Source organism: Streptomyces sp. SM11, assembly GCF_002910905.1.
In the GTDB taxonomy this organism is placed as follows: domain Bacteria; phylum Actinomycetota; class Actinomycetes; order Streptomycetales; family Streptomycetaceae; genus Streptomyces.
This window is the reverse complement of the sequence record NZ_NEUE01000277.1, coordinates 51,183-69,198: the sequence shown is the minus strand read 5'-3', so window position 1 is coordinate 69,198 and position 18,016 is coordinate 51,183. Positions and strand designations below refer to the sequence as shown.

General features: G+C 71.6%; 16 protein-coding genes and 3 pseudogenes. 5 read left to right on the top strand and 14 right to left on the bottom strand.

Annotation, left to right across the window (positions count from 1 at the left end; genetic code table 11):
- Positions 1–14: 14 nt before the first annotated feature.
- Together B9S58_RS30420 and B9S58_RS30410 are read right to left on the bottom strand one after the other, a co-directional pair.
- Positions 15–1,607, bottom strand: coding sequence for an alkaline phosphatase (locus tag B9S58_RS30420; RefSeq protein ID WP_103535158.1), 1,593 nt, complete (start codon positions 1,605–1,607; stop codon positions 15–17).
- A gap of 279 nt (positions 1,608–1,886) precedes the next feature.
- Positions 1,887–2,717, bottom strand: coding sequence for an alpha/beta fold hydrolase (locus B9S58_RS30410; RefSeq protein WP_103535157.1), 831 nt, complete (start codon positions 2,715–2,717; stop codon positions 1,887–1,889).
- A 123-nt stretch (positions 2,718–2,840) separates the two neighbouring features.
- Between B9S58_RS30410 and B9S58_RS30405 the strand changes: the two are divergent.
- Positions 2,841–3,436: pseudogene (locus tag B9S58_RS30405) on the top strand (sigma factor).
- A gap of 286 nt (positions 3,437–3,722) precedes the next feature.
- Positions 3,723–4,493 (top strand): GntR family transcriptional regulator, encoded by a 771-nt coding sequence (locus B9S58_RS30400; RefSeq protein WP_103535156.1) that lies wholly within the window; start codon positions 3,723–3,725, stop codon positions 4,491–4,493.
- 126 nt (positions 4,494–4,619) lie between these two features.
- On the opposite strand, the gene B9S58_RS30395 is transcribed toward B9S58_RS30400, so the two are convergent.
- Positions 4,620–5,777, bottom strand: a complete 1,158-nt coding sequence (locus tag B9S58_RS30395; protein WP_103535155.1) for an ROK family transcriptional regulator — start codon at positions 5,775–5,777, stop codon at positions 4,620–4,622.
- A 100-nt stretch (positions 5,778–5,877) separates the two neighbouring features.
- Positions 5,878–6,529, bottom strand: a pseudogene (locus tag B9S58_RS30390) (response regulator).
- An 88-nt stretch (positions 6,530–6,617) separates the two neighbouring features.
- Between B9S58_RS30390 and B9S58_RS30380 the strand changes: the two are divergent.
- Positions 6,618–6,917 (top strand): annotated as a pseudogene (locus tag B9S58_RS30380) (ABC transporter permease); the annotation flags it as partial.
- Between the two features lie 18 nt (positions 6,918–6,935).
- Here the strand turns inward: B9S58_RS30380 and mug are convergent.
- From mug to B9S58_RS30350, 6 genes are all read right to left on the bottom strand, one after another.
- Complete coding sequence (mug, locus tag B9S58_RS30375) at positions 6,936–7,517, bottom strand: G/U mismatch-specific DNA glycosylase (RefSeq protein WP_103535154.1); 582 nt, start codon at positions 7,515–7,517, stop codon at positions 6,936–6,938.
- A gap of 19 nt (positions 7,518–7,536) precedes the next feature.
- Positions 7,537–8,979, bottom strand: a complete 1,443-nt coding sequence (gene purB, locus B9S58_RS30370) for an adenylosuccinate lyase (protein WP_181009512.1) — start codon at positions 8,977–8,979, stop codon at positions 7,537–7,539.
- Positions 8,980–9,108: 129 nt separating this feature from the next.
- Entirely contained in the window at positions 9,109–9,978 is an 870-nt protein-coding gene (locus tag B9S58_RS30365; protein ID WP_103535152.1) for an SGNH/GDSL hydrolase family protein, read from the bottom strand.
- Positions 9,979–10,059: 81 nt separating this feature from the next.
- Entirely contained in the window at positions 10,060–11,079 is a 1,020-nt protein-coding gene (locus B9S58_RS30360; protein WP_103535151.1) for a hemolysin family protein, read from the bottom strand.
- A complete protein-coding gene (locus tag B9S58_RS30355) occupies positions 11,076–12,416 on the bottom strand; it encodes a hemolysin family protein (RefSeq protein ID WP_103535150.1) in 1,341 nt (446 codons plus the stop codon). Before B9S58_RS30355 ends, B9S58_RS30360 begins: the two co-directional genes overlap by 4 nt.
- 212 nt (positions 12,417–12,628) lie before the next feature.
- Positions 12,629–13,063: a GNAT family N-acetyltransferase gene (locus tag B9S58_RS30350; protein WP_103535149.1), complete on the bottom strand. Its 435-nt coding sequence runs from the start codon at positions 13,061–13,063 to the stop codon at positions 12,629–12,631.
- A gap of 94 nt (positions 13,064–13,157) precedes the next feature.
- Here B9S58_RS30350 and B9S58_RS30345 point away from each other — a divergent pair, with 94 nt between their 5' ends.
- The gene (locus B9S58_RS30345) at positions 13,158–13,385 is read left to right on the top strand and encodes a hypothetical protein (protein WP_030582192.1); all 228 of its coding nucleotides are present in this window, start codon (positions 13,158–13,160) and stop codon (positions 13,383–13,385) included.
- Complete coding sequence (locus tag B9S58_RS30340; RefSeq protein WP_018957883.1) at positions 13,382–13,753, top strand: hypothetical protein; 372 nt, start codon at positions 13,382–13,384, stop codon at positions 13,751–13,753. The genes B9S58_RS30345 and B9S58_RS30340 overlap by 4 nt, the downstream gene beginning before the upstream one ends.
- Before the next feature lie 79 nt (positions 13,754–13,832).
- On the opposite strand, the gene B9S58_RS30335 is transcribed toward B9S58_RS30340, so the two are convergent.
- The 4 genes from B9S58_RS30335 to bioB all read right to left on the bottom strand — a co-directional run bounded on the left by B9S58_RS30335 (position 13,833) and on the right by bioB (position 17,975).
- On the bottom strand, positions 13,833–14,510 hold the full coding sequence (locus tag B9S58_RS30335) for a class I SAM-dependent methyltransferase (RefSeq protein WP_103535148.1): 678 nt from the start codon (positions 14,508–14,510) through the stop codon (positions 13,833–13,835).
- Positions 14,511–14,620: 110 nt separating this feature from the next.
- Positions 14,621–15,313: a dethiobiotin synthase gene (bioD, locus tag B9S58_RS30330; protein WP_103535147.1), complete on the bottom strand. Its 693-nt coding sequence runs from the start codon at positions 15,311–15,313 to the stop codon at positions 14,621–14,623.
- A gap of 6 nt (positions 15,314–15,319) precedes the next feature.
- Positions 15,320–16,672 (bottom strand): adenosylmethionine--8-amino-7-oxononanoate transaminase, encoded by a 1,353-nt coding sequence (locus tag B9S58_RS30325; RefSeq protein ID WP_103535146.1) that lies wholly within the window; start codon positions 16,670–16,672, stop codon positions 15,320–15,322.
- On the bottom strand, positions 16,665–17,975 hold the full coding sequence (bioB, locus tag B9S58_RS30320) for a biotin synthase BioB (RefSeq protein ID WP_103535145.1): 1,311 nt from the start codon (positions 17,973–17,975) through the stop codon (positions 16,665–16,667). Before bioB ends, B9S58_RS30325 begins: the two co-directional genes overlap by 8 nt.
- Positions 17,976–18,016 lie beyond the last annotated feature (41 nt).

Sequence of the window (18,016 nt, the reverse complement as noted above, 5' to 3'; positions counted from 1 at the left end):
CCAGGAACCGCCGTTCACTGCCCGGTGAGACCAGGCCTCAGCACCTTGGTGAACAGCACCGATCCACCCTCGGCCCGCAGACGTACCGTCAGCTCCGCACTGTCGCCGTCGATCTCCACCTCGCCGAAATACTGCGGTGATTCCATCGGTGAGACATTGGCCCGGTCGGGGGCCCGTACGAAGACCCGGTCGGGGCCGAAGGTGCCGTCAAGCGCGTTGGCCGGGAAGCCGCCCGCCGCCAGCGGGCCCGACACGAACTCCCAGAACGGGGCGAAGTCCTTGAACGCCGCCCGCTCCGGCGCGTAGTGCTGGGCCGAGGTGTAGTGCACATCCGCTGTCAGCCACACGGTGCCGGTGATTCCGCGGTGCTTGATGAACCGGAGCAGTTCGGCGATCTGGAGCTCCCGCCCGAGCGGCGCCCCGGGGTCACCCTGCGCCACCGCCTCGAAGTCCGTCGCGCCGTCGGGAACCACCAGGCCGAGCGGCATGTCGGCGGCGATCACCTTCCATTCCGCCCGGGAGGCTGCGAGCGAGCGTTTGAGCCACCGCAGCTGCTCCGCGCCCAGGATGCCCGTCGTGTCGTCGGGCTCCCGGCCCGGGGAGTTGGCGTTGCGGTACGAACGCATGTCGAGCACGAACACGTCCAGCAGCGGCCCGTGGTGGGCGACCCGGTACATACGCGAACGGCGCCCGGGACCGTACGAGGGCGCGAGCGGCACGTACTCGCGGAAGGCGCGGACGGAGCGTGCCGCGAGGATGTCCACGTTCTTCTCGGTGTAACGCGCGTCGTCGAGGATCTGGCCGGGATACCAGTTGTTGCGTACCTCGTGGTCGTCCCACTGCACGACGGATGGCACCTGTGCGTTGAAGCGCCGGACGTTCCGGTCGAGCAGGTTGTAGCGGAAGTTGCCCCGGTACTCGTCCAGCGTCTCGGCGACCTTCGCCTTCTCCTCGGTCATGACATTGCGCCAGACCCGGCCGTCCGGCAGCGTCACGCTCGGCTCCAGCGGGCCGTCCGCGTAGATGCTGTCGCCGCTGCACAGGAAGAAGTCCGGGTCCAGGCGGCGCATCTCCTCGTACACGCGGTAGCCGCCGATGCCCGGATTGATACCCCATCCCTGCCCCGCGATGTCGCCCGACCACAGGAACCGCACCCCGGACCGGCGCCGGGCCGGAGCGGTACGGAACGTCCCGGACACCGGCCTGCCGGTACGGCGCGGATCGCCCGGATCGGCGAGCGTCACCCGATAGTGCACCTGCTCGCCCGCCGTTAGGCCGTACAGCGGTGTGGTGCCGGTGAAGTCCGTTCCGGGGCCGAGCAACGGCCCGTGCCACCTGCGGACCCGCCGGAACGACCCGGTCGCCGAGGTCTCCACCAGCATCCGGGCCGGCCGGTCCGAGCGCACCCACAGGAGCGCCGACGAGCCGGTGACGCTGCCCACCTGCACACCCCAGGACGCTTCGGGCCGCCCCTGCAGGTGCAGCGAGGGCGCCGCCGAAGCGGTGGCGGGCGAGAGGGCGACCGCCGCCGGGGCGATCAGCGAGCCGCGCAGGACGGCGCGGCGGCCGGGCGAGGGAACACGCGGACGGTGCGGACGGTAGGGCATCGAAGCGCCTCCGGGGAGGTGTGCTGGCGGTGCGCCGTTCGCGAGAAGATCGTGGTCCGGCGCCGGTCTCCGCCCATGCCTAGTGCCCTGCGGCGGCCGGAGCCCCAACCCCGGGTGAACGGTGCCCGTCAGTCGGGCCCGGCCCGCCGGAACGCCACGCGTCCGCCGGCGCGGCGCCTCCCTGGGCGATGTCGCCGGGGGTGATATGGGCGTGGCCCAGGACGAGGGGCACGGTGCCGTCGACGGAGCCGGCCGCTCCGCAGCCGCGCAGCGGCCGGCTCAGCGGCTGGTGTCCAGGATGACGCGGGCCACGAGCGCCGGGGCGTCGTTCATCGGGACGTGCCCACAGCCGGGCAGCCGCACGAGCCGGGCGTCGGGGATCACTCGTTTGGCGCGGACCCCCTGCCTGCGCAGCAGGATCCGGTCGCGGGTGCCCCAGGCGATGGTGACGGGGATGCCTTTCACGTCCTCGCTGAAGAACGCGCCCCGGCCGACCTCCAGCGTCTGGTGAAAGCCGGTCGCTCCGCGCAGGGCGAGCGTCTCGGCGACGGCGGCCTCCGGTGAACGCCTCCCGGGCCGGGCGTAGATGGTGCTGGTGAGAGCCGTCCGTCCGGCCGTGCTGTGCGACAGGCGCTCGATCAGCGGCACCGGCAGGGCCAGTGCGCTCCGCCGCATCGTCCGCAGGGTGCCGAAGGCGTAGCGCCGTTCCGCCTCGGTCCAGAAGCCCGCTGGGGACAGTGCGGTCACCGATCGCGCCAGCCCGGTGCGGCCCAGCTCCAGTGCGAGCAGGCCGCCCAGCGAGTTTCCGGCCACATGAGGGCGGTCCAGGCCGAGTTCGGCACAGAAGGCTCCGAGCGCCGGGCCGACGGTCGCGAGATCGTACGGAACTCCGTCCGGCAGCGCGGGCGAGGTGCCGAAGCCGGGCAGGTCCACGGCTATCACCTCACGCTCGGCGGCCAGGATCCGGGTCACCGGGTCCCAGGCCCTCAGGTGGTGCCCGATGCCGTGCAGGAGCAGCAACGGTTCGCCCGAGCCGGTCCGTTCGTACGCGACCGAGACCGTACGGGGACCGTCGGCCGTTGCGACGGTGAAGGGGACCGTGGTGGTCATGCTGCCGCTCCCTGGATTTTGGTAGACATCTCGTCAACAACAATTACCGCCGAGTAGCTTGGAGTTCAAGAGGCCGGGCGATTCCCGCTGGACGGCAGGTGACCCGTGGGCTGGGATGGGCTGATGGCCGCCTGTACCGCGACCGAGCTCTTCGAAGAACACCGGCCCGTTCTCACCGGTGTCGCCTATCGCATGCTCGGCCGCATCGCCGGCGCCGAGGACGTGGTCCAGGAAACGTGGCTGAGGTGGTCGTCGGCGGCGCGCGAGGACATCCGGGAGCCACGGGCCTTCCTGGTGCGGATCACCACCCGGCTGGCCATCGACCGGCTCCGGCACCTGCAGTCGCGCCGGGAGTCGTTCGCGGGGCCTGGCTGCCGGAGCCGGTGGTCACGGACTTCGGCCCGGTCGTGCCCGACACCGCGGAACGCGCCGTTCTCGCCGATTCCGTCTCGCTCGCCGTGCTGGTCGTCCTCGAATCGCTCTCGCCGCTGGAGCGCGCGGTGTTCGTGCTCCGGGAGGCCTTCCTCTTCGCGGTGGCCCGGGACCTCGGCCCGGACGGGGAGGTCCGCATCGTGGAGCTCAACGGCGGCCCCGCCGCCGTCTACTTCGTCGAGGGCAGGCCCGACACCGTTTTTCAGATCGAAGTCAGCCAAGGTGTCATTCAATGCGCCTATATCATTCGCAATCCGGACAAACTCTCCGGGTTGCCCGTCGCATAGCCAAAAGCACCACCGGCCCACCCCGACCCGGTGGTCCCGCGAGTTCGCCGCGGGCCTGGTCAGAGCCCCGTCATCCGTCGCGATGGCGGGGCTCTGCGCTGCGCGCGCCTCACGGCGCCACGAACGCCGTGTGAACACTCTGCGCCAGAGTCCCGTTTCGCTCCGTTACGGAATAAGTATTGGTCTTGACCAAGGGGGTATGCCGTCCTAGGGTCTCCACTTAAGACAGGAACCTTTAATAAATAACGTCGCGGAAAAAGACGCTTGGGTGATTGCGGAGGACAGGGTGGGGACCACGCAGCTGGAATCGGTTCAGGAGCCGAAGTACTGGCACCTCAAGACCGTGCTCAGTGAGGCACTCGACTCGGACTTTGCGGTGGGGGAGATCCTGCCCAACGAGCGGGACCTCGCGGCGCGGTTCGGTGTCGCGCGAGCCACGCTCCGGCAGGCTCTGGAGCAGCTCGAACTCGAAGGCAGGCTGCAGCGCCGTCGTGGAGTCGGGACGACCGTCGCCCCGCCGCGCGTGGGCATCGCCGTCTCCACCGCCCAGCACGAATGGACGGGCGGTGTCAGCGGCGAGGCCTGGCAGCCGGTCGAGAGCACCATGGACAAGGCCCCGGCGGCGGTGGCCGCCATGCTCGGAACGAACCCCGCCGAACCGGTGCACGTGGTGCGCCGTATCCGTGACACCCAGGGGCAGGCGGTAGCGGCGGAACTCCTCTACATCCCCGCCACCTCGGTGCCCGACCTCTCCGCCATCGAGGCCCCGTCCGGTGCCGTCCGCGCCCGCAGTGTGCTGCGCGAGCTGCACCGGCTCGGACTGCAGGGTCAGGACCGCTCGGTGGAGCTCGGCTCCGCGCGGGCGGACGACGCCAAGGAACTGGACCGGCTCCCCGGCGCCCCCGTCCTCGTCGTCACCACCCGCTACTTCACCGTGGACGGCACGGCGGCCGTGTCCGTCGCCACCTACCGCGCGGACACCTGCCGACTCACCTTCGGGGACTCCGGCGCGCTGGAGATCAGCCACGACGATCAGCCGGAGCGCCAGGCCTCCTGACGCCCCCGGCCCGCTCGGCCCACGCCCGCCGTTTCTCCCGAGGACTCCGGCCCTCGGGAGAAACGGCGGGCACGTGTTGTACAGCATCCGCGACCCGGCCCTCTCCGGGCGGGCGGCGGCGGATCGTCAGCGGCGGGCGGTAACGGCCCCGTCGACGGCGAACAGTTGCTCCTCGACGTGGTCCAGGGCGAGCCGCAGCGCCCCTGTCGCGACGGCGGCCTCTCCGAGCAGCGACAAGGTCACCCGGGGCGGGCGCAGGCAGTAGCGGGCCAGCTCCTGGCGGAGAGGTTCCAGCACCCCGTCCAGTCCGGCGGCCCAGCCCCCGACCACAACCAGCTCCGGGTCGAGAGCCAGCACCAGCGCCGCCACATCGTGCACCAGCCGCTGGAGGAACCGCTCGACCGCTGCCTGGGCCCTCGCGTCGCCCTCCCGGGCCTTGGCGAACACCGCGGCCACCGCATGCTCGTCCAGCGGGTCCAGCGGCGTGTCCGTCGTCGACAGCAGATGCTCCGGCGTCACGTCCCTGCCCAGCAGGTGTAGAGCGCCGATCTCCCCGGCGGCCCCGCCGAACCCCCGGTGCAGACGCCCGCCGATCAAGGACCCCGCTCCGGGGCTCAGCCCCGCCAGCACGAAGACCACGTCATCGGAATCGGTGGCCGCGCCCTTCCAGTGCTCGGCCACCGCTGCGGCGTTGGCGTCGTTCTCGACCAGCACGGGGCAGCGGAACGAACGGCGGAGCCGCTCCCCGAGCGCGAGGCCGGTCCAGTCCGGCAAGGCCGTACCCAGCCGCACGGTGCCGTCGGCCTCCACGATCCCGGGACTGCCCACACCGACGGCACGCAGACTGCTCCGGGCCACCCCGGTGCGCCGCAGCACGTCCGCGATGACGGCCCGTACCTGGTCGAGCCGGTCGTCCGCGCCGGCGCTCTCCGACACCGCGCGGGAGCCCGCCCCGACGATCCGGCCGTCGAGCCCCGAGATGAGCGCCGACACCCGGTGCGGGCCGATCTCCACCCCGAGGAGGTGCCCCGCCTCGGCCCGGAAACGGAACCTGCGGGCAGGACGCCCCTGGCGCCGGGCCTCACTCTCGTCGGGCACGGCCTCGACCACGAGTCCTGCTTCGAACAGCCCCTCGACGACCCCTTCGACCGTCGGCCGGGACAGCCCCGTGATCCGTGTCAGGTCCGTCAGCGTCGGCGCGTCGGCCCCCCTCAGGGCGTGCAGCACTACCGCGGAATTGATCCGCCGCAACAGCGACGGGTCCCCACCGGTCAGCCGGCCCACGGTATGTCCTCCCAGCTCGTGCGCATGTCTGCCGGATCGTACTCGTTGGCCGGGAGCCCTGCGACCAGCGAGGGAAGCCGGTATAGAGCCGCAACCTGGGTCACCCCGGAGCGACGAATCCGGACTCGTAGGCGGCGATGACCGCCTGTGTACGGTCCCGCGCCCCCAACTTCGCCAGGACCGAGCTGACATGGGATTTCACCGTCTGGATCCCGACGACGAGGTCGGCCGCGATCTCCGCGTTCGACAGCCCCCGGGCCATCAACCGGAGCACTGCCGCCTCCCGGTCGGTGAGCGCCGCCCGGTCGAGGGCTGCCCGTGCCTTGTCCGTCCCGTACCCGGCGGCGAGCTGCCGGACCGCCGCCGGGAACAGCAGCGATTCCCCCTCGGCCACCAGACGCACGGCGTGCACGATCTCCGCGGGCCTGGCTCGCTTGAGCAGAAAGCCGTCGGCCCCCGCTCTCAACGCCTCATACACGTACTCGTCGTTCTCGAACGTCGTCACCACCAGGATCTTCGGGGGATCCGGCACCGTACGCAGCACCAGCCGGGCTCGCCTCGATGCCGTCCATCAGCGGCATCCGGACATCCATCGCCACCACATCGGGCCGCAATCGGTTCACCAGGGGGATGACCGCGGCGCCGTCCGCAGCCTCGCCCACCACCTCGATATCGGGCTGGGCCTCCAGCACGGCACGCAGACCGGCGCGCACCAGGGGCTCGTCATCGACCAGAAGAACGGTGAAGGGCATCCGACCAGCGTATGCCGTCCAGAGGAAGGCCCACGCACACCCGCCAACGACCCTCCCTCGACTCCATCCGCGCCTTCCCGCCCAGCAGCGGGGAGGGGGGATCCATCTCGCGCTGATGGCGCTGCTCGCGGCGGGTCTCACAGCGCTCCTGCGCAGCGCGGTCGCGGTGCTCAGCCTGCTCATACCGCTTCTTCTGATCGTCCCCTTCGTGTTCGCGGACGTCGCCACCGCAGTGGTGCGGTATCTGCCCGACCGCGCGGGACAGGCGGTGCTGCACCAGAATCCGGAGGACGGCCTGGGGCCGTGGACCGGCCTGGCGGTGGCAGCCGTGTGGGCGGCAGCAGCGCTCCTGGCGGGATGGTGGGCGGTCCGCAACCGGGACGCGTGAGGCCGGGGGAGGGGCAGTTCAGCCGGCCGGGGTGGGGTCGGCGGCAGGCCGGTCGGCCGGGTGCCGGGTGAGCACGGCGTTTCGGAGGCGGGCGTATTCCTCGGTCATGCTCTGGACCGTCCAGTGGGCGTTGAGGCCGCTGGGGTTGGGGAGAGCCCACACGCGGGCGCTGCCGACCGTGCGGTCCTGGGGGCCGATGCGGGCCCGGGGCTCCCCGAAGGCCGTGCGGTAGGCGGTGATGCCGACCACCGCGAGCCACTGTGGCGCGAGCCGCTGGACCTTCGCCGTCAGAGCAGCCCCACCCTCCCGGAACTCCTCAGCGTCGAGTTCGTCGGCCCGTGCGGTGGCCCGCGCCACCACGTTCGTGATGCCGAGCCCGTGGCCGAGAAGGTCGGCCTGTTCCGACGGGTGCAGCTGCCGGGGCGTGAAACCCGAGCGGTGCAGCACCGGCCAGAACCGGTTACCGGGGTGGGCGAAATGGTGGCCCGTCGCCGCGGTCATCAGGCTCGGGTTGATGCCGCAGAAGAGCACACGCAGACCGCCCGCGGTCACATCGGGGACGATGCGGCCACGGGCGGCGCTCAGCTCTTCGGGCGTCATGCGGTGAGGGCGGTGCCGGTCAGAGGATCGAGCCGGGGGCGTAGTTCGCGGCCTCGGGGTACTGCTTGGTGATCTCCTCGATCCGGGCGACCAGCGCCGAGACCTGGTCGCCGGCGGCACCCGTGAACGAGAGCTTGTCGGCCATCAACTCGTCCAACTGCGCGCGGTCCAGCGGGATCCGCTCGTCCGCGGCGAGCTTGTCGAGCAGCTCGTTGCGCTCGGCACCCCGCTCCCGCATCGCGAGGGCGGAGGCGACCGCGTTCTCCTTGATCGCCTCGTGGGCCACCTCGCGGCCCACCCCGGCCCGTACGGCGCCCATCAGGACCTTGGTGGTGGCCAGGAACGGAAGATAGCGGTCCAGCTCGCGTCCCACGACCGCGGGGAACGCGCCGAACTCGTCCAGCACCGTCAGGAAGGTCTCCAGGAGGCCGTCGAACGCGAAGAACGCGTCCGGAAGCGCCACCCGGCGGACGACGGAGCAGGACACGTCGCCTTCGTTCCACTGGTCGCCCGCCAGCTCACCCGTCATCGAGGCGTAGCCACGCAGGATCACCATCAGACCGTTCACCCGCTCGCAGGAGCGCGTGTTCATCTTGTGCGGCATCGCCGACGAGCCGACCTGGCCGGGCTTGAAGCCCTCGGTCACCAGCTCGTGGCCGGCCATCAGCCGGATGGTCTTCGCCACCGAGGAGGGCGCCGCGGCGAGCTGGACCAGAGCGGTGACCACGTCGTAGTCGAGCGATCGGGGGTAGACCTGACCGACAGAGGTGAACGCCTCGGCGAAGCCGAGGTGTCCGGCGATGCGCTGCTCCAGGTCGGCGAGCTTGCCCGCGTCGCCGCCGAGCAGGTCCAGCATGTCCTGCGCCGTGCCGACCGGGCCCTTGATCCCCCGCAGCGGATAGCGGGAGAGGAGGTCCTCCAGGCGGCCGTGGGCGACCAGCAGCTCGTCGGCCGCAGTCGCGAAGCGCTTGCCCAGCGTCGTCGCCTGCGCGGCGACATTGTGCGAGCGTCCGGCGATGACGAGCTCGCGGTATTCGGCCGCGAGCTTGCCGAGCCGGGCCAGTACGGCCACGGTGCGGTTGCGCATCAGCTCCAGCGAAAGGCGGATCTGGAGCTGCTCGACGTTTTCCGTCAGGTCCCGGGAGGTCATGCCCTTGTGGACCTGCTCATGACCGGCGAGGGCGTTGAACTCCTCGATCCGGGCCTTCACGTCATGCCGGGTGATCTTCTCGCGCTCGGCGATCGAGACCAGGTCGACCTGGTCCAGCACACGCTCGTAGTCGGCCAGCGCGGCGTCGGGCACCTCGATCCCGAGGTCCTTCTGAGCGCGCAGCACCGCCAGCCACAGCTGACGCTCCAGCTTCACCTTCTGCTCGGGGGACCAGAGGACGGCCAGCTCCGCAGAGGCGTAGCGGCCGGCCAGGACATTGGGGATGCGAGACTTCGCAGACACAGCAGTCACGTAAAGGGATTCTACTGGCGGTTTGTGCAGGCCGGCGACGTGCCCTGGTTTGTGGCTTGCTACGAAGGAACGGACGAAGGCTCAGCCCTCGGCGGCATCTGGTCAGGTCGCTCAGTCAGCTCAGTCAGCTCAGTCGGCTTCGGGTGTGCTCACCGTGGCGTCGGGAGAGACGGCGCGGCTCCATGCCGTCACCGGGCCGGGGGCTTCGGCGTCCGCGGGAGTGATCCAGAAGGCCCTGCCCGTCGCGGTGTCGAACTGTGCGCCCGAGCGGCCGTCGCCGGAGGAGCGGCCGGTGAGCCGTCGCCCGATCCAAGGGGCCAGGTGACGGCGGGCGAAGCGGATGTCCTCGGACCGCCGGGCCGCCCAGCGCGGCGGCGCGGTCGCGGGGAACGGCGTCCGCCAGTCGAGCTCGGCCGGAAGCCCCAGCGTCTGCCAGACGGCCTCGGCGACGCGCCGGTGTCCATCGGCGGTGAGGTGCAAGCGGTCGACGTCCCACATCCGGGGGTCCGCGAGCGAGGGGGCCCCGTAGAGATCGACCACCGAGGCCCCGTGCCGGCCGGCCAGGTCGTCGATCAGGGAGAACAGCTCCTCCATGCGGGGGCGGAACCGCTCCATCACCGGTCCGTCGCGCCCGGGGCTGCGCATCAGGACGAGACGCCCGCAGGACGGGGCCAGGCGTTCCACGGCTTCTTCCAGTCGCCCCTTGACCAGGCCCATGTCGCACTTCGGGCGCAGCGTGTCGTTGAGTCCGCCGACGAGCGTGACCACATCGGCTCGGAGCTCGGCCGCCGCCCCCACCTGGTCGTCGACGATCTGGCCGATGAGCTTCCCGCGTACGGCGAGGTTGGCGTACCGGAAACCGGGGGACCGGGACGCCAGCCGGGAGGCGAGGACGTCGGCCCAGCCGCGGTACGTGCCGTTGGGGAGCAGGTCCGACATGCCCTCGGTGAACGAGTCACCGACCGCGACGAGACTGGTGTAGGAGGCATTCAGTTCCATGACCCGGTGATTCTACCGTGAGGGCCTGCTGTCCGGCTGGCCGGCCGAGCGAGCCAGGCAGCTGATCGGCAGGTCGGCAGGTCAGCGGGACTGCGGCCGCCCGACGAGTTCGCGGAGCACGTCCTCCATCGTGACCATGCCCGCCAACCGGTCGTCCTCGTCGAGGACGGCCGCCAGGTGGGTCCGGCTGCGCCGCAGAGCGGTGAGTACGTCGTCCAGCGGAGTCGCCGCCCGGACGCGGGCGATCGGCCGCATCGCCGTCACCGGGAAGGGAACGTCGCGGGGCGTCGCGTCCAGGGCGTCCTTCACATGGAGGTAGCCGAGGATGCGCTGCTCGCTGTCCATCACCGGGAAGCGGGAGAACCCGGACTCGGACGAGAGCCGTTCCAGCTCCTCCGGGGTGGTGCCGACCCTGGCGTACAGCACCCGGTCGACCGGCATCACCACATCCCGCACCGGCCGACGGCCCAGCTCCAGGGCGTGGTGGAGCCGTTGTGCGGAGCGGTCGTCGACGAGTCCGGCGGCCCCGGCGTCCTGCACCAGCCGGGCCAGTTCGTCGTCCGAGAACGTCGCGGCGACCTCGTCCTTCGTCTCCACCCGCAACAGTTTGAGCAGGGCGTTGGCGAACGCGTTGATCGCGAAGATCACCGGCCGCAGGGCACGGGCCATCGCGACCAGCGGTGGACCCAGGATCAGGGCGCTCCGTGCCGGTTCGGCCAGCGCGATGTTCTTCGGGACCATCTCGCCCAGCAGCATGTGCAGATAGGTCGCCACACTCAGCGCGATGACGAACGACAGCGGGTGGACCAGCCCGTGTTCCACCCCCACCGCGTCGAACACCGGCTCCAGCAGGTGCGCGATGGCCGGTTCGGCGACGATGCCCAGCACCAGCGTGCAGAGCGTGATGCCGAGCTGGGCGGCGGCGAGCAGCGCGGAGACGTGCTCCAGGCCCCAGATGACGCTCCGCGCCCGCCGGTTGCCGGATTCCGCCTCCGGCTCGATCTGGCTGCGGCGTACGGAGATCAGGGCGAATTCGGCGCCGACGAAGAAGGCGTTGGCCACCAGGGTCAGCAGGCCGATGAAGAGCTGGAGAACGATCACCGTTCGTCCTCCGTCCGGTCGTCCTCGGATCCGGGCAGCGGGGCGTGCAGCAGGGCCCGCGCGGCACGGCGGCCCGAGGCGTCCACCACATCGATCCGCCATCCCGCCAGCTCGACGCTGTCGTCCACCGTCGGGATCCGTCCGATCTCGGCGGCGATCAGCCCCGCGAGGGTCTCGTAGGGTCCGTCCGGTACCCGCAGACCGATCCTGCGGAGCTGGTCGGTGCGCGCCGCCCCGTCGGCCGACCACAGGATCCGCCCGTCGGCGTCCTCACCGGCGGCGGCGAGGTCGGGCGTCTCGTGCGGATCGTGCTCGTCCCGGACCTCGCCGACGACTTCCTCCACGATGTCCTCCAGCGTCGCGACCCCGGCCGTCCCGCCGTACTCGTCGATGACCACGGCCATGGCGAGCCTTCCGGACAGCCGGTCCAGCAGCCGGTCCACGGTGAGTGTCTCCGGTACGAGAAGGGGCTCGCGCAGCAGTTCCGAGACACGGGTGCGGGGCCGCCGGTCGGCGGGGATCGCCAGTACGTCCTTGATGTGGGCCACGCCGACCACGGTGTCCAGGCTGCCCCGGTAGACGGGGAAGCGGGACAGACCGGTCGCCCGTGTGGCGTTGGCGACGTTCTCGGCCGTCGCGTGCAGGTCCAGCGCGGTCACCTGGACCCGTGGTGTCATCACGTTCTCCGCGGTCAGCTCCGAGAGGTTGAGGGTGCGGACGAAGAGCTCGGCCGTGTCCGCCTCCAGGGCCCCCGCCTTCGCGGAGTGCCGGGCCAGTGCCACCAGCTCCTGCGGGCTGCGCGCGGATGCCAGTTCTTCGGTCGGTTCCAGACCGAAGCGGCGCAGGATCCGGTTGGCCGTGTTGTTGAGGTGGCTGATGAAGGGCCGGAACAACGCGGTGAACCCTCGTTGCGGTGTGGCCACCGCCTTGGCCACGGCCAGCGGGGAGGAGATCGCCCAGTTCTTCGGGACCAGTTCGCCGACCACCATCAGGACCACCGTGGACAGCGCTGTACCGATGACGAGCGCCAGGGTGGACGCGGCGGCGGGAGGCAGCCCCGCCGCCTCGACGGGGCTCCGGATCAGCTTGGCGATGGACGGTTCGGAGAGCATGCCGATCACCAGGTTGGTGACGGTGATGCCGAGCTGGGCGCCCGAGAGCTGGAAGGTGAGGCTTCGAACGGCCTTCAGTGCGCTCGCGGCGCCCCGGTCGCCCCGCTCGACGGCTCGTTCGAGCTCGCCGCGCTCCACCGTGGTCAGGGAGAACTCCGCCGCGACGAACGCGCCGCAGGTGACACAGAGCAGCAGGGCGACGAGCAGCAGAAGCACTTCGGTCATCGGTTCACCTCCGTCCCATGGTCGGGCAGGGCCGGGGGGATCGCGCGGTATCGGCGCAATCGGCTACCGGGAGGCTCGCCCATGGGACGGATGCCCACATCTTTCGGCAGGGGGCGGCGAAGGGGGCAGGTCATCGTAGAGCGGCTGCCCGACGACACTCCGTCCTACCGCGTCGACGCCTGCCGTGCCGGGGCGGCGCTCCACCGTTCGCGTCAGTCCGTCAGGTGCTTCACCCAGCGGCTCCACTGCGGCTCGGGCGCGTAGCCCGCCGCGCGCCCGGCGTGCTGGGCCGACGTATTGCGGTCGAGCACCATGGCGTCGGCGCGCCGCCCGCCCAGCGCGATGAACCGTTCTTCCGCCGCCGCGAGGAGGGTGCCGCCCACGCCCCGGCGCCGCTGGTCCGGGTGGACCGCGAGCCGGCAGAGATGGCAGCGCCAGCCGTCGAAACCCACGATGACCGTGCCCACCAGCGACCCCTCACGCTCCGCGAGGAGCAACGCGTCGGGGTCCCGTTCCACCAGACGTGCGACCCCGTCCCCGTCGTCGCTGGTGCTGGTGCCCTCGGCGGCCACCTTCGAGAAGGCGAGGACCTCGTCCAGGTCGGCCGGGGTCGCGGACCGTATCGAAAGATCGTTCATGACGGCCACCCCACCATCCGTCGCGCCGGGCGTCGAGCGCGTTTCGCAGTGCGGCCACACGCTCCTCTTGCCGGTGCTAGCACGGTCGCGCTAGCGTGGTCCCGTGCCCAAGACTCAGCTGAACGTTCGAGTGGAAGAGGCCACCGCCGAGGCCGCGCGGCAGCGCGCGCTGCAGAGGGGGATGAGTGTGAACCGCTACATAGAGGAACTCGTCCAGCAGGACGCGGGCGAGGTGGGACACACCTTCGTGGAGGCCGCGGCCGATTTCATGAAGCAGTACGAGTCGGTGTTCGCCGAGGAGTTCGGCCCGGAGCGCGAAGGCACCCGTTGAACCTTCGGATCGATCTCTCCTGGCTGCTGATGGTCGCCGAGCACAAGACGCCCGGAGACCCGCAGGTCGTCGACTGGGGTGCGCTCGTCGCCGCCGTCGCACGGCACGACGCGGAGATCTTCGGCAGCGCCGTCTACAGCGACCCGCACGCACGCGCGGCCGCCCTGTTGCAGTTGCTGCTGCATGTGCCCGCACTCGAACACTCCAACGCGATGTTCGCCTCGGCCGTCGCGTACGGCTATCTCGTCGCTTCCGGGCTCAAGGTCATCACCTCGCCCGAGCAGGTCCGCGATCTGGCGCTGCTGGTGAAGCAGGGCAAGGCGGACGTGCGGGCCATCGCCGACGAGCTGCGTCAGTGGAGCGTGTGAGGACCCACCCCCGCACGACCCCCGGGCATCAGTTCCGGCCACGTCCCCCGGCCACGTCCCCCGGCCCGGGGACGCCGGCTCAGTCCTCCGTGAACGGCTTGCGGGCCACGCCCAGGACGCAGGGGGAGGACGGCAGCTGGATGCCAGTCTCCGGGATCCGCAGCCTGCGGTACGTGCCCAGCTCGAAGCCCGCAGCCTCGATCGCGGCCAGCGGGTTCCGGGCGGTGTGACAGCCGCCGAAGAGCAGCGGCCACACGGTCCGGTCGGCCGCCCGCTGAGCCGTGGCGAGTGCCCCGCCCGGCGCCAGCCCGTGCTCGAAGAACCGCAGTTCGCCGCCGGGGCGCAGGACCCGCCTGATCTCGGCGAGCGCCCGGGGCAGATCCCGTACGGTGCACAGGACCAGGGACGCCACCGCCCCGTCGAAGGCCTCGCTCTTGACCGGCAGTGCTTCGGCCGCCCCCGGCACCACGTCCACCGGCACCTCGGCGCGCAGGGCGGATCGGGCGGCGAGCTGCCGCAGCGAGCGTTCCGGCTCCAGCGCCACGACCTCCGATACGGCGCCCGGGTAGTGGGCGAAGTTCAGCCCGTTCCCCGCGCCGATCTCGATGACCCGGCCGGAGAGCCCCGACAGCAGCTCCTCGCGGTACGCGGCGATGCCGCCCTTCAGGTCGGCGGTCACGCTCACGCGTGCGTAGAAGCGGGCGAAGACCGGGTGGTGCACGGCGTCCCGGGGGAGCTTCCTGCTGCGCAGCTGCATGACGGACCTCCGTTGAGGAGTGGACGTGACGCTCCTCCATGATTCTCCCCCGGATCGCCCCGGCGGGAATCTCCCCGAGGACCGCCCGACGCCTTCTGCGGTGCGGTCCGTCAGCGGGGGGCCCAGGTCCCTCCGAGCTCCGGCGCCAGCCAACCCGGCGCGCGTGCCGCGAAGGCGGCGCCCGACAGGGAACCGGCGCCGGCCGGTACCGCGCCCAGCAGCGGCGCACCGGCAGCCTCCGGCAGGTCCTCGATGTTGCAGCGGGCCGCGAGGTCCGGCTCCGCGGGCATGCTGCCGATCACGACGCCCCGGCAGCTCAGCCCCCGGTTCCGCAGCGCCTCGGCGGTCAGCGTGGTGGCGTTCAGCGTGCCCAGGCCCGCGGGGGCCACCACCAGTACCGGCGCGGACAGCAGCCGGGCCGCGTCCGCGAGCGTGCCGCCCTCGTCGTCGAACCGCACGAGCAGCCCGCCCGCACCCTCCACCAGTACGAGGTCGTGCTCGGTGGCCAGCTTCTCCGCCGCCTCGGCGACCTCGTACGGCCGCACGGGCACGAGCCCTGCCCGCCGGGCGGCCGTGGCCGGGGCCAACGGCTCGGGGAACCGGGCCAGTTCGACGGCTGTGGCATGGCTTCCCGCCAGGCGCGCGACTTCGGCCGCGTCCCCCGGCTCCCCGGGGGCGAGCCCGGTCTGCGCGGGCTTGAGCACCGCGACCCGGCAGCCCCGCGCGGCGGCCGCCACCGCGGCGGTCACGACGGTCTTGCCGATCTCCGTGCCCGTGCCGGACACCACCAGAATCGTCGACACGTCGGCTCAGCCCTCCCGCGCCGCTGCGCACACGGCCCGGCAGATCCGTGCCACGTCCTCGTCGCCCGTGACGTACGGCGGCATCGTGTAGACGAGGTCGCGGAACGGCCGCAGCCACACGCCCTCGCGCACGGCCGCACGCGCCGCCGCCGCCATGTCCACCTCGTGGTCGAGCTGGACGACCCCGATCGCGCCCAGGACGCGTACGTCCACCACTCCGGCGATGCCGGAGGCGGGAGCGAGTCCGGCACGCAGGCCCGCGCCGATCCGCGCCACCTCGCCCTCCCAGTCCTGCCCGAGCAGCAGGTCCACGGAGGCCGAGGCCACCGAGGCGGCCAGCGGATTGCCCATGAACGTCGGCCCGTGTGCCAGCACCGGCACCTCGCCGCTGGAGATGCCCTCGGCCACCCGCGTGGTGCACAGCGTCGCGGCCATCGTGAGATAGCCGCCGGTCAGCGCCTTGCCGAGGCACATGACGTCCGGCGAGATCCCGGCGTGCCCGGCGGCGAACAGCTTGCCCGTACGTCCGAAACCGGTCGCGATCTCGTCGAGGACCAGCAGGACGTCGTGCTCGTCGCAGGCCTCGCGCAGCACGCGCAGATAGGCGGGGGAGTGGAACCGCATCCCGCCGGCCCCCTGTACCACCGGTTCCACGATGACCGCCGCGAGCTCGTCGGCGTGCGCGGCGATCAGCTCCCGCAGATGCCGTACGTAGGCGGCGTCCGGCTCGGCGTCGAAGCCGGCCGGCGGGGCTTCGGCGAAGACCTGGCGGGGCAGGGACCCCGACCACAGCTCGTGCATCCCGCCCTCCGGGTCGCACACCGACATCGGCTGCCAGGTGTCCCCGTGGTAGCCCCCGCGCCAGGTCAGCAGCCGTTGCTTGGCCGGACGCCCGGCCGAACGCCAGTACTGGAGGCACATCTTGACCGCGACCTCCACGGAGACGGACCCCGAGTCGGCGAGGAAGACGTGCTGGAGCGGCCCGGGGGTGATCTCCACCAGCCGGGTCGCCAGCCGGACGGCGGGCTCGTGGGTGAGCCCGCCGAACATCACATGGCTCATCCGGTCCAGCTGGCCGCGTGCGGCCTCGTTGAGGACCGGGTGGCTGTAGCCGTGCACCGCCGACCACCAGGAGGACATGCCGTCCACCAACTCGCGCTGCCCCTCGACGGGTTCCGCGAGCCGGAGCCGTACGCCGGAGGCCGACTCCACGATCAGCGGCTCCTGGCGGCCCGGCATCGGTCCGTACGGATGCCAGACGTGCGCGCGGTCCAGCGCCCGTAGTTCGTCGGGCGCGTACGGCTTCGGCGCGGCGGGTCCGGAGTGCCCGGTGGATCCTGTGGTGTGCGGTTCAGGCATTGGGAGCGAGTTCCGTTCCCGCGCCGCGACGGCGGACCGCCACCAGATCCGTACGCGCCGGACCGTTGGCGTCCGTGCGTGAGGCCGTCACGCTCTCCCCGGCGTCCGTGGCGGCCACCGGTTCCTGCTCCGCGTGGCCACCGCACGGCCCGCAGCCCCCGCCGCCACCGTGGGAACCGCAGCCACCGGCTGCGGAAGCCTCCGGCGAACCGTTGTCCCCTGCCCCACCGGTGCCGTGCGATCCGCAGCCGGCCCCCGCCGTGGCGTCCTGCGTACCGCAGCCGCCGGCCAGGGCGTCGGCCCGGTGGCGCGGCAGCGTCGTCGTGCCCGCGCCCTCCACCTCGAAACCGGCGTCCGCGATCATGTCCAGGTCGGTCTGGCCGGCCTGGCCCTCACTCGTGAGGTAGTCGCCCAGGAAGATGGAGTTGACCAGGTGCAGTGCCAGCGGCTGCATCGACCGCAGATGCACCTCACGGCCTCCCGCGAGCCGCACTTCGACATCGGGGCAGACGAAGCGGACCATCGCCAGAATGCGCAGGCAGCGCTGCGGGGTGAGGTTCCACTCCTTGGCGAGCGGCGTTCCCTCGAACGGGATCAGGAAGTTCACCGGCACCGAGTCCGGGTCCAGGTCCCGCAGCGCGAACACCACGTCGACCAGGTCCTTGTCGCTCTCGCCCATCCCGGCGATCAGCCCGGAACACGCCGAGAGTCCGGCGGCCTGGGCCTGCTGCACGGTCTCGACCCGGTCCGCGTACGTGTGCGTGGTGGTGATCGCCCCGTACGTCTCCTCAGACGTGTTGAGGTTGTGGTTGTACGCGTCGGCGCCCGCCGAACGCAGCCGGTCGGCCTGTCCGTCGGTGAGCAGACCGAGGCAGGCACAGACCTCGACGCCGTCGTTCTCCTCCTTGATCGCCTCGATGGTCTTCGAGACCCGGTCGACGTCCCGGTCCGTCGGACCGCGCCCGCTCGCCACCAGGCAGACCCTCTTGGCGCCGCCCGCCACCCCGGCGGCGGCGGCCTTGGACGCCTCGTCCGGCTTCAGCCAGGTGTACTTGAGGATCCCGGCCTTCGAGCCGAGCCGCTGCGAGCAGTAGGAGCAGTCCTCGGGGCAGAGCCCCGACTTCAGGTTGACCAGATAGTTGAGCTTGACGCGCCGCCCGAACCACTGACGGCGCACCTTCCCGGCGGCGGCCACCACGTCGAGCAGCTCGTCGTCGGAGGTCGCCAGTACGGCGAGCGCTTCTTCGCGGGTCGGCAGTTCGCGCCGCAGCCCCTTGTCCACCAGCGTGTTCAGCAGGTCCATGGAAGATGATCCTCGCTTACGGCACCGCCTCCAGCCAAGGA

Coding starts and splice junctions, on each gene's coding strand:
- B9S58_RS30420 (WP_103535158.1), bottom strand. CDS start 1,607: ATGCCCTACCGTCCGCACCGTCCGCGTGTTCCCTCGCCCGGCCGCCGC.
- B9S58_RS30410 (WP_103535157.1), bottom strand. CDS start 2,717: ATGACCACCACGGTCCCCTTCACCGTCGCAACGGCCGACGGTCCCCGT.
- mug (WP_103535154.1), bottom strand. CDS start 7,517: ATGACGCCCGAAGAGCTGAGCGCCGCCCGTGGCCGCATCGTCCCCGAT.
- B9S58_RS30365 (WP_103535152.1), bottom strand. CDS start 9,978: ATGGAACTGAATGCCTCCTACACCAGTCTCGTCGCGGTCGGTGACTCG.
- B9S58_RS30355 (WP_103535150.1), bottom strand. CDS start 12,416: ATGACCGAAGTGCTTCTGCTGCTCGTCGCCCTGCTGCTCTGTGTCACC.
- B9S58_RS30335 (WP_103535148.1), bottom strand. CDS start 14,510: ATGCAGCTGCGCAGCAGGAAGCTCCCCCGGGACGCCGTGCACCACCCG.
- B9S58_RS30325 (WP_103535146.1), bottom strand. CDS start 16,672: ATGCCTGAACCGCACACCACAGGATCCACCGGGCACTCCGGACCCGCC.
- bioB (WP_103535145.1), bottom strand. CDS start 17,975: ATGGACCTGCTGAACACGCTGGTGGACAAGGGGCTGCGGCGCGAACTG.